Here is a 10,529-nt window from a genome sequence, read left to right on the forward strand (position 1 = left end):
AGTTCGTTGGGGGTATTCGGCGGATCCAGGTTTCTGGTGGGTGTGCGGCCGGGAGACCCTCGTACCGGTGTACTCGGGTCTTCCGGCCGTGCGGCCAGCGGGAAGCTGGGCCGTCGAGACCCCCGACAGACTTCCAATCGTGACCACTTAGGCGTCGATCGCGCGGGACAGCGCCAGCAGCGGCCGCACGTCGGCTTCGATGTCGTTCGCGGCGGGCAGGACGAGATGCGCCTGACGGCCGGTGTCCTCGCCCGCGGCCTGTTTGCCGAGCGCGGACTTCAGCTCGGCCGCCGCGCTCGCCGCGTCCACTTCGGCCACCGAGGCGAGATCGGAACCGAGATAGGGACTGAGCTGCACCAAGCCGTCCCGGATCTCGATCACCCGCCGGTAGTAGCGGCGATGGACGTTGCGGGGGCGGAGTGACTCGAGCGGTTTCGCCGGTGCCGCGCGCAGGACGATGTTCGGATACGCCGCCGCCAGCAGTGTCCACAGTGGATTGAGCTCGCGGTAGTACCGGCCGTGCCGCCGACGCCGGCGGAGCGCGGCGACCCTGGCGTGAACCCCCGGATAGCTGATGCCCACCAGGAATCCCACGATGCCGAGGATCACCAGCGGGACGGCGATCGTCAGCAGCACGGGCAGCGTCGGGCCGCCGGCCCACGCGATCACGACGTACAGCGCGCGCAGCACACTTCCCGCCGCGGCGAGCGCGAGACCGTACCCGCCGATGCGAAGGCCGATGCGCAACTGCCGGTCGGTCGTGCGGAGATAGCGGAAGATCCAGACGACACAGGCGATCAGGCCGTAGATCAGGTAGAGCCCGGCGCCGAGGTAGAACAGGGCGGCGCCGGGGACGTGCACGACGTCCGGGCCGAGGCTGAGACCGCGGACGTCCGGCGGGGTGATCGCGAGCGCCACGCACATAAGCACGATCACGGCGCCCAGCGGGATCAGTTCCCAGGCCGCGCGCCGGTATTTACCCGGGCCTTGCGCCGAGCCGCGGAAGAACACCAGCAGCGAGCAGAGTGCGATCGTCAGCAGGACGTTGTTCAACAGCCGGCCCGCGCCTGGAACGGAGAGCTCGTCGAGTGCGTCGGCGACGACTTTCTGCTGGCACAGGGAGGAACCGAAGACCCCGGCGACCGTGACCGTGACGGCCCAGAGCGGCAACCGTCTCGGCGCGCGTTGCAGCTGGTGGATCCGCCAGCCCAGGGCCGCACCGAACAGGACGGTCATGGCCAGTATCGGAGGAGTGAAGAATCTGTTCACAACCACCCTTGATGGTCGCGCAGGGTGCCTTGGATCCGGCGAAGATCCTTGTCTTCGGCACGCCGCGGGATCGTGTAGTTCAGGACCGCCGCCCATTCGAGGATGATGGTGGCCACGGTTTCGGCCTCCCACTCGTGGGCTTCGTCATTAGGAGCTGCGGCGAAGCGCCCGGCGGACGGCGTCGCTGTCGATGTCGGCGGGAAGGCCGGGCAGGAAGTCTTCGGGGGCGTCCCCGTTCGGGTGGTGATCGGCGAGCATATGCCCGAGCTCGTGCAGGACGATGTGATCCTGATGCGTTTTGGTCGTTTCCTGCTGGTAGAAGAGGTAATCGGCGGTCGGAGTGGCGATCCAGCAGCCGAACGGGCCGGGCACCTCCAGCGGATACGGCATCAGCCGGATCGGTTTCCCGCGCTGCTCACCGAGCCGTTCACAGAGCACGGCGACGTCCAGCGGTGGCTCGATGCCGAGGTCGTTCAGCAACCGGCGACAGCGTTTGCGCAGTTCGCGTTCCTTCACTCGCCGGACCTCCGCCGCTCGGCACGCTCGTAGCGCTCGACCAGGTCGAGGAGGTCCATGACCTGGCGACGGCCTTTGGGCGAGAGCTCCTGCGCGCGCATCGCCATGAGTTTCGCTTCCCCCGCTTGGGCTTCCGCTGGTTCCTCTTCATCGAAGCTCGTGTCATCGAAGCTCGTGTCATCGAAAAAATGACTCACCGGTACGCCGAACAGCCTGGCCAGCGCCTCGACGTAGTGGATTTTCGGGTTGATCCGCTTGCCGGTGGCCAGCTGCTGGATGTACGCCGGCGACATCGCCGGGCCCGCCGCGCGGTCGATGGCCGAGGACATCTCCCGGTAACTGTGCGGCGCTTCTTCGTTGGCGCGCGACCCCTCGATCAGCGCGCTCAGCTTCTCCGCGAACGTCCGTTTCTGGCTCACGTCCGTCTCCCCACTGCAGTAGCCGAAGTGTAGCCCGCAGTGACATGTACGCAAATGTTGACAGCTGGCGTATGCAGAGGTTTACAGTAGAGCCGCTCAGCGGCCTGGTGAACCGGTGTGTGTCGAACCCGCGCATTTTTAACGGCCGCTCGTCCGCCGAAAACTCTGGAGTTGTAGTACGCTTTAGTTGTTGAGGTTGATCGTCTTCGCGACGAACCCTCGACTCGGCCTGTCGCCGGAGGTCGACCCCCAGGGCTTCCGGTGACAGGCCCCCTTACTTTTACGCGGTGAGGCCAGCCGCAAGCGTCGCGCCGAGTTCCCAGCAGGCCGCGAGCTCATCCTTGTCCGGTTCACCCCTCACCCCGACCGGTGCCGAAACCTTTTCCCAGCCCAGTCCCGTGGTGATCGCGTCGATACCGCGTGTGGTGCCGGACAGATCACTGTTGCCGTGCACGAAATATCCGAACGGCCGGCCGCGGGTCGTGTCGAGGCATGGGTAGTAGATGGTGTCGAAGAAGAACTTCAACGCCCCGCTCATGTACCCGAGGTTCGCCGGCGTACCGAGCAGATACCCGTCCGCCGCGAGCACGTCGGCGACCGTCGCGGCGAGCGCGGGCCGCCGGACGACGTCGACCCCCACGATCTCCGGATCGGTCGCGCCGGACACGGTGGCCTCGAACATCGCCTGCATCGACGGCGACGGCGTGTGATGAACGATCAGCAACGTAGGCACCCTCCGGACCCTGCCCGCTCGCCCTCCGGCGCGCAAGATGGTGAGCTACGCCTCCGTCAGTAGTTGCTCCAGTTCGTCCCGTACGGCGGCGAGGCGGTTCTTCGCGGCGGCGCGGGACCGCGCGAGACCGGCGGCCTCCGCGACCGGCTCGATGACCTGCAGGTACGCCTTCAGCTTCGGCTCGGTGCCCGACGGGCGGACCACCACACGCAGGCCCTCGCCCCGCAGGCGCAGGACGTCGGCGTCGGGCATGAGGTCTTCGAGGTCGACGCCGGTGCCCGCCAGCGCTGCCGGCGGGGTGGCGCGCAGGCCGTCCATCAGCCGTGAGCGGACGCTGAGATCGGTGACCCGCAACGAAACCTGGTCCGTCACGTACACGCCGTGGCGCACGGCCAGTTCGTCGAGCACGTCGAGCGGCGACTTCCCGGCGGCCTTCAGCGCGGCGACGAAGCCGCACGCCAGTACCGACGCGGCGATGCCGTCCTTGTCCCGTACGAAATCGGGGTTCACGCAGACGCCGAGCGCCTCTTCGTAGGCGAACACGAGATTTTCACCGGATCGGGCGAGCCACTTGAACCCGGTGAGCGTCTCGATGTACTGGGCGCCGTGGGTTTTGGCGATCTCGCCGAGCATGGACGACGAGACGATAGTGGTTGCCACCAACGGATTCGGCGAAACAGCGGCGTCCAAAGTGGACAGGATGTGCTCACCGAGCAGGACGCCTGTTTCGTCGCCGCGCAGCATCCGCCAGTAGCCATCGCGGTCGCGGAGACCGAGCGCGCAGCGGTCCGCGTCCGGGTCCAGCGCGATGGCCAGATCGGCGTCCACTTCGGACGCCAGAGCCAGCAGGAGGTCGGTCGCGCCGGGTTCTTCCGGGTTCGGGAAGGACACCGTCGGGAAGTCCGGGTCCGGCGTGGATTGCGCGGAAACTTGGTGCAGGTCAACGAAACCGGCCAGCTCGAAGGCCTTGCCGAGGGTTTCCGCGCCGACGCCGTGCAGCGCGGTGGCGGCGACCTTCAGCGTGCGCTCGGCCGTGCGCGGCAACGCGGCGACCTTCGCCAGGTACGCGTCGAGCAGCTCGTCGCCCAACGTCGTCGCGCCCGGCTCGCGCGGCACGCTCACCGCGGCCGGAGCGGCCTCGATGGCCTGCTCGATCTGGCCGTCGGCGGGCGGCACGATCTGGGCGCCCGTCTCGTCGTAGAGCTTGTACCCGTTGTCCGCGGGCGGGTTGTGCGACGCGGTGATCTGGATCCCGGCCACCGCGCCCAGCTGCTTGACCGCGAAGGCCAGCACCGGTGTCGGCAGCGGCCCGGGAAGCACCTTCACCTGGAACTTCGCGGCCGTGAGGACTTCGGCGACAGCCTTGGCAAACGCTTCCGAGCCGTGCCGGGCGTCCCGGCCGACGATGACCACGCCGCCGCTTTTGCCCTGTCCGTTCAACCACGTGGCGACTCCGGCGGTGGTCCGCGTGACCACCGCGACGTTCATCCCGTTCGGCCCCGCGCGCACCGGACCACGGAGTCCCGCGGTGCCGAACTCCAGCGGCCCGGCCATCCGGTCCGCGAGTTCTTCGGTGGCCCCTGGCGCGCCGCCCATCGCGTTGGCGAGCACGTTCTGCAGCTCGGCGCGCGAGTCCACGTCGACGTCATCGGCTATCCAGCGAAAGGCCTTGTCGCGCAATGCGGGTGTCAAGGAGATCGTCACGGGGGCAGCCTACGGGGGTAGGGTCGGGGCGGTGCGTCTGATCTTCGCCTCATTGGCCTCCCACGGACATATCTATCCGCTGATCCCGCTGGCGCTCGCCGCCAAGGATGCTGGACACGACGTCGTTTTCGCGACCTCCGAAGAGTTTCTCGCGCCGTTGCGCAAAGCCGGGCTCGAAGTCGCGGCGGCCGGTCTGCCGATACGCGCGGCGTTCGGCAAGCTGCACGGCGGCATCCCGGAATCCCGCACCCCTGAGCAGCTCAACGAGATGATCTCGGAGGTCTTCGGCGAGATCATGCCGCGCCAGGTCATGCAGGACCTCAAGCCGCTGCTGGACGTCATCCGGCCTGATCTGGTGGTGCACGAAGCAGGCAATCCCGGCGCCGCCGTCGCCGCTTGGAAGGCCGGGATTCCCGGGCTGTGCCACGGTTTCGGCCGCGAGTCGGCAAGCCCGGTGGTTGCCGTGATCGGCGACCGGATGCGCGCTTTCGCCGCTGAACAGGGCCTCGACCTGCCCGGTGACTACCCGGCCGCGGCGGGCAACCGGTATCTCGACATCTGCCCGCCGTCGTGGCAGACGCCTGAGTTCAAGGCCGCTGTCGACCGCATCGAACTGCGACCTGTCGCGTGGAACGAACCGGGCGAGCTGCCGTCGGGCGTCCGCTACCGCAAGCGCCCCCTGGTCTACCTGACCCTCGGCACCGCGATGGGCAACGCGCTCGTGCTGCGCCAGGCGATCGAGGGCCTGGCGAAGCTTCCCGTCGACGTGCTCGTCGCGTCGGGCCCGAGCCTGACGGACGTGGACCTCGGCGAGATGCCCGGCAATGTGCGTCTCGAAGCCTGGGTGCCGCAGGGCGACCTGCTGCCACACGTCGACCTTGTCGTGCACCACGGCGGCAGCGGCACCACGCTCGGCGCGCTGGCCGCGGGGAAGGTGCAGCTGTGCATCCCCCAGGGCGCGGACCAGTTCACCAACGCCGAGGCGCTCGTGGCCGCCGGCGCCTGTGCGGTGCTCCTGCCAGGGGAACTGAACGCCGACGCCGTCACCGAACTCGCGCGCCGCCTGCTGGCCGACGAAGCCATGCAAGCCGTCGCCCACCGCTTCCGCGACGAAATCGCCGAGATGCCTTCGCCCGAATCGATCGTCGCGCGCCTACCCAAGCTGGCTGAATTGGCTCGGGTGGGTGGGTCGTGAGTGTTTACGAGTGTTAGAACACTTGTTGCCACTCACGACCCCACCTGCCCAGCGGAACCATCATTAAGCCCGCGCGACGAGGTCCCGCAGCAAAGTCCCCATCTTCTCGGCGGCGGCGCGGCCGGCTTCGAGGACTTCGGTGTGGTTCAGCGGTTCTCCGGTCATCCCGGCAGCCAGGTTGGTGACCAGCGACAAGCCGAACACCTCGACTCCGGCGGCCCGCGCGGCGATGGCTTCCAGCACGGTCGACATGCCGACGAGGTCCGCGCCCATGGTGCGGAGCATGCGGATCTCGGCAGGGGTCTCGAAATGCGGCCCGGTCAGCCCCGCGTAGACGCCTTCCTCGAGCGACGGGTCGATCTCGCGGGCGATGTCGCGCAGCCGCGCCGAGTACAGGTCGGTCAGGTCGACGAAGTTCGCGCCGAGGATGGGGGAGCGCGCTGTCAGGTTCAGGTGGTCGGAGATCAGCACCGGCTGCCCGACCTGGAAGCCCTGCCGCAGCCCACCGGCGGCGTTGGTGAGCAGCACGGTCTTCGCGCCGGTGGCGGCCGCGGTGCGCACGTTGTGCACCGCCGGGCCGATGCCTTTGCCCTCGTAGAAGTGCGTGCGGCCGAGCAGGATCAAGGCGCGCTTGTCGCCGACCTTCACCGAGCGGACCGTGCCGCCGTGCCCGACGGCGCTGGGGGCCACGAAACCGGGCAGCTCGCCGAGGCCGATCTCCGTCTCCGGTTCGCCGATGACGTCGGCGGCGGGCCGCCAGCCGGAACCCAGCACGACGGCGATGTCGTGCTGGGCGACTCCGGTGCGTTCGGCGATGACCGCAGCGGCTTCGGCTGCTTCGTTGGCTTCGATCTCACTCATGCGCCGAGCGTATCCGGAGACTCCTGACCACCAGGAAAGCCACCAGCCCCAAGGGTGACAGGAAGATCGTCAAGAACAGGATCGGGCTGACGATCAGCGGGTGGATACCGCGTGCCCGTGCCTCCAGGTACATCCAGCGCCCGATGAACAGGTCGAACGCGATCAGGTGTGCCCAGATCGTCGCCGCACCGTACGGCTGTCCCAGAAACGCTTGCAGCGCGGCCAGATTCGGCGTGCTGACCACAGTCCACAGCTCCCCGAAACGCGGGATCGCCAGTGCGAAGTAGACGACCAGCGGAATCAGCGTCACCCACGGCGACGCGACGGCGCGCCGGGTCACCGACCACGTCGGCGCCAGGATCATCAGCGCCCAGAACGGCACGGCCAGGTAGAACGTCCAGGTGAACAGCCCCACTGTGGTCATCGCGCGCCTGCCATCTCTCGCGAAGGTGCCCGGAGCACGAACAGCGTGCCGAGTGTGACGGCTCCGGCCAGCAGGCCGGCCGCGGTGAGCGTCAGCAGGTCGGGACGGATCAGCGACTGCCCGCGAAGCGCCTGCCAGGTGACGAGCCCGGCCAGGCCCGCGTACCCGGCGGCCGTGACCAGCACGAGCCGTCCACGGACAACGCCGTCACGCAGGCGCGGGAACCTCGTCGCCAGCATTCCCAGCAGCATCAGGAACAGCGGCAACGCCTGCAGGGCGTGCATCCCGACGAAATGCGGGATGCGGAGATCGCCGCCGGTGGTGCTCCAGCCGGTGATCGCCATGGCCGGGCCGCCGTCCGCGACGCCGACGCTGTGGGCACCGATCATGTCCTGCGCCACGCCCCGCTCCGTGCCCGCGCTTTGCTCGGCCGTCGGACTGACCATCAGCATGCCGAGGCTGATGCCGACCAGCGAGATCGCGCCGCCGAGCCGGATGGCCCACCGGCTGGCGGCGTCCTCGATCGGCGCCCGGAACAGCACCACCGTGATGGCGAACGTGCCGACCCACAACACAGCGATCGACCCGGTCATGATCTGGTAGAGCAGCGCGTCGAACGGGGTCTCGTAGTTGAAGTGGCTGGCCTTGCCACGAACCACCTGCGCCACGATGATCACGTATTCAACGGCCAGCATCGCCGCCAGCGCGGTGGCGAGGTGCCCCGCCAGCCGTTTGCCCCTGGTCAGCAACGACGTCATCCATGCCCAGGTCAAGGCGTAGATCGTCATCGAAACGGCGAACTTGAACGGTTTCTGCCAGATCGGTACGCCGGTCAGCATGCGATCGTCGAAGACCAGGCCACCGATCGAGACGACGGCCAGCACGGCCATCACCCCGGCGAACACCACAGACGGCCGGTGCCAGCCTCTCAACTCGGTCAACATCTTCATGTTCCCTCCAGAAATGGATACCACTGTCTCCATTTCGGAAAGCTAGACTATCCATACTGAGAGTTTCCCAGCGAACCACGAGGAGGCCCGGCATGCGCATGGCCGAGCTGAGCGAAGAGTCCGGCGCGCCGGTCGCGACGATCAAGTACTACCTGCGTGAAGGTCTCCTGCCGCCAGGCCGGCGGACCAGCCCGAACCAGGCGCGCTACGACGATGTCCACGTCCGGCGGCTGAAGCTGGTCCGCGCACTCATCGACACCGGCGGGCTGTCGGTCGCCGACGTCCGCGAGGTGCTCGACGCGATCGACGAAAAGAAGTCGACGTATCGGGTGCTCGGTGTCGCGCAGCACGGCCTTAAGGTGCCCAAGACGACCGTCGATGCCGAGGGCAGGGCGTGGGCGATGGCGCGGATCAAAACCATGGCGGAGCCACGGAACTGGAAGGTCAAGCCGGACGACGTCGTGATCGAGGCGCTCGTCGGTGTCCTGTGCTCGTTCCGCGAGGTGGGGCGCGTCGAGCTGCTCGACCGTTTCGAGCGGTACTACGTGGACATGGCCGACCGGATCGGGGAACGGGATCTCGAGGTCGTCGACGGCCTGCCCACCACGGAGTCCATTGTGGAGACTGCCGTGGTCAGCACCGTCCTTGGCGAGGCACTGTTCGTCGTCCTGCGCCGGCTCGCCCACCAGAACGCTTCGGCCAGGAAGTTCGGCGAGCCTATTCGAGGATCTTGAACGTCCCCGCGACGCGGTCGAACAGGTCGGCCCGGCCGCTGGTCTCCTGCTCGACGGGCACCGTCGCCGAAACCACCCACAGGCTGTTGCCACGCTTGAAGACGTTGGCGAACGTCGAACGCCAGGCCGGCCCGGCGCCGTCGTCGGTCTTGGCGCGTGCCCCAGGACTGTTCTCCAGCGTCCGGTAGGTCACGTTGAGGCTGTGTTCCCCGTTCGGGGTGGACGGGGCCTGGACGAAGTTGCTCGGGCCCAGGATCGTGCCGAGTGCGATGAGGTATTCGTGCTCGGAGATGTGCGCGGGGAAGTAGTCGGCGAACCGCTGGACGCTGACGGCCTGTTTGCCGTCCGGCGACACGTACTGCACGAGGGTGCTCACCGGCAGCAGCTTCGGGCGGCCTGCCTGCTGGGTGACGAACTTGGCCCACTTCTCCGGTACTTCGATGCTGAACTTGGCGCTGATGCCGTTGACGTTGGATGCGTCGCCGCCATCGCTGACGAGCGTCGGCGGCGGGAGCGGGGCCATCAGGGGCGCCGCCTGCCGCGTTTCCTTCTTCGGCGGCATGACCGACTGGCCGCCGACGGTCCTGGCCAGCGCGAACCCGCCGAAGGCCGCGGCGAGGAACAGCACCATGGCCACCAGCGCCAGCGCGAGCTTGCCCGTCGTCCCGCGGCTGGGCAGCTCCGGGCGCGGCGAGAACACCGTCAGCGGGTCGTTCGACTCGGCGACAGGCGCCCGCGGGTTGTTCAGGAACGGCAGCGGACCGGGATCCACCGCCAGCTGCGAGCTCGTCTCGGACGAAGGTTTCGCCGGAGCCGGAGCAGGCGAGACCGTCTTGATGATCTGGGTGTCGGTCGCGTCGAGCTGCGCGGTGGTCCGCTTGCCGTCCGGGGTGTGGAACAGCTCGGACGGGAACAGGTCGTGCGGGGTCTTCGGCTGCAGCCGGTGCAGCCGCTGCCGCACCTCGCGCAGCGAGATCCGCGCGGTCGGGTCCTTGTCCATCAGCTCGGTGATGACGTCGGCTATCGGGCCCGGCGTCGGCTTCGGCACGTCACCGTGGACGACCTTGCCGACGGTTTCGAGCGGATCGCCGTCGGCGTCGTAGGGCGGGTGGCCCTCGATCGAGGCGAACAGCGTCGCGCCGAGGCCCCACAGGTCGGCGCCCGTGGTGACGGCGCCGCCCGAAGCCACTTCCGGCGCGATGTAGGCGGGGGAGCCCAGCATCATCCCGGTGCGGGTCATCGTCGCTTCGGACACGTTGCGCGCGATGCCGAAGTCGGTGAGCTTGATCCGGCCGTCCGCCGCGACCAGTACGTTGCCGGGCTTGACGTCACGGTGGGTGATACCGGCGGCATGTGCGGCTTCGAGTGCGGCGGCCACGGCGTTGCCGACGGCGGCGGCCTGTTCGACGCTCAGCGGGCCGTGGTCGCGGAGCAGGTGGGCGAGGCTGCGGGACGGCAGGAGCTCCATCACCACGAACGGTTCGCCGCCTTCGCGGGCGACGTCGTGCAGGATGATCACGTTCGGATGGGAGAGCACCGCGATCGCCCTGGCTTCACGCAGGGTCCGTTCGCGCAGCTCGTCGGCCTGCGCGGCCGGGACCCCGGGCGGCAGCCGGACTTCCTTGACCGCGACGGGCCGGTGCAGGAACTCGTCGTAGGCGGACCACACGGTGCCCATGGACCCGGAGCCGAGCACGGAACGCAGCCGGTATCGCCCGGCGACT

Annotated in this window: 10 protein-coding genes and 1 pseudogene; 2 read left to right on the top strand and 9 right to left on the bottom strand. The window is 68.4% G+C overall.

The genetic code is table 11. The features are described from left to right. Positions 1-147: 147 nt before the first annotated feature. The 5 genes and pseudogenes from VGP60_RS30825 to VGP60_RS30845 form a co-directional block, all read right to left on the bottom strand. Positions 148-1,236 carry an MAB_1171c family putative transporter gene (locus VGP60_RS30825; protein ID WP_327551657.1) on the bottom strand — a complete coding sequence of 363 codons (1,089 nt, stop codon included), beginning with the start codon at positions 1,234-1,236 and terminating at the stop codon, positions 148-150. 29 nt (positions 1,237-1,265) lie between these two features. Continuing rightward, positions 1,266-1,785 (bottom strand): annotated as a pseudogene (locus VGP60_RS30830) (hypothetical protein). Beyond that, positions 1,782-2,204, bottom strand: a complete 423-nt coding sequence (locus tag VGP60_RS30835) for a helix-turn-helix transcriptional regulator (protein ID WP_327551658.1) — start codon at positions 2,202-2,204, stop codon at positions 1,782-1,784. Before VGP60_RS30835 ends, VGP60_RS30830 begins: the two are co-directional and overlap by 4 nt. 280 nt (positions 2,205-2,484) lie before the next feature. Further along, positions 2,485-2,937: a flavodoxin family protein gene (locus tag VGP60_RS30840; RefSeq protein ID WP_327551659.1), complete on the bottom strand. Its 453-nt coding sequence runs from the start codon at positions 2,935-2,937 to the stop codon at positions 2,485-2,487. Between the two features lie 45 nt (positions 2,938-2,982). Next, the gene (locus VGP60_RS30845) at positions 2,983-4,641 is read right to left on the bottom strand and encodes a phospho-sugar mutase (RefSeq protein WP_327551660.1); all 1,659 of its coding nucleotides are present in this window, start codon (positions 4,639-4,641) and stop codon (positions 2,983-2,985) included. Between the two features lie 31 nt (positions 4,642-4,672). Between VGP60_RS30845 and VGP60_RS30850 the strand changes: the two genes are divergently transcribed. Next, entirely contained in the window at positions 4,673-5,836 is a 1,164-nt protein-coding gene (locus VGP60_RS30850; RefSeq protein WP_327551661.1) for a glycosyltransferase, read from the top strand. A 63-nt stretch (positions 5,837-5,899) separates the two neighbouring features. Here the strand turns inward: VGP60_RS30850 and VGP60_RS30855 are convergent, their stop codons facing one another. The 3 genes from VGP60_RS30855 to VGP60_RS30865 are packed head-to-tail and all read right to left on the bottom strand — an operon-like array spanning position 5,900 to position 8,071. After that, positions 5,900-6,697, bottom strand: coding sequence for a purine-nucleoside phosphorylase (locus VGP60_RS30855; RefSeq protein ID WP_327551662.1), 798 nt, complete (start codon positions 6,695-6,697; stop codon positions 5,900-5,902). After that, positions 6,690-7,121 carry an ABA4-like family protein gene (locus tag VGP60_RS30860; protein ID WP_327551663.1) on the bottom strand — a complete coding sequence of 144 codons (432 nt, stop codon included), beginning with the start codon at positions 7,119-7,121 and terminating at the stop codon, positions 6,690-6,692. The genes VGP60_RS30855 and VGP60_RS30860 overlap by 8 nt, the downstream gene beginning before the upstream one ends. Beyond that, positions 7,118-8,071 (bottom strand): hypothetical protein, encoded by a 954-nt coding sequence (locus tag VGP60_RS30865; protein ID WP_327551664.1) that lies wholly within the window; start codon positions 8,069-8,071, stop codon positions 7,118-7,120. The genes VGP60_RS30860 and VGP60_RS30865 overlap by 4 nt, the downstream gene beginning before the upstream one ends. Positions 8,072-8,163: 92 nt before the next feature. Here VGP60_RS30865 and VGP60_RS30870 point away from each other — a divergent pair, with 92 nt between their 5' ends. Then, positions 8,164-8,805, top strand: a complete 642-nt coding sequence (locus tag VGP60_RS30870; protein ID WP_327551665.1) for a MerR family transcriptional regulator — start codon at positions 8,164-8,166, stop codon at positions 8,803-8,805. On the opposite strand, the gene VGP60_RS30875 is transcribed toward VGP60_RS30870, so the two are convergent. Next, the gene (locus VGP60_RS30875) at positions 8,789-10,483 is read right to left on the bottom strand and encodes a serine/threonine-protein kinase (RefSeq protein ID WP_414640430.1); all 1,695 of its coding nucleotides are present in this window, start codon (positions 10,481-10,483) and stop codon (positions 8,789-8,791) included. The two genes, VGP60_RS30870 and VGP60_RS30875, sit on opposite strands and share 17 nt — an antisense overlap. Between the last annotated feature and the right edge of the window lie 46 nt (positions 10,484-10,529).

This window comes from Amycolatopsis sp., assembly GCF_036008905.1.
In the GTDB taxonomy this organism is placed as follows: Bacteria; Actinomycetota; Actinomycetes; order Mycobacteriales; family Pseudonocardiaceae; genus Amycolatopsis.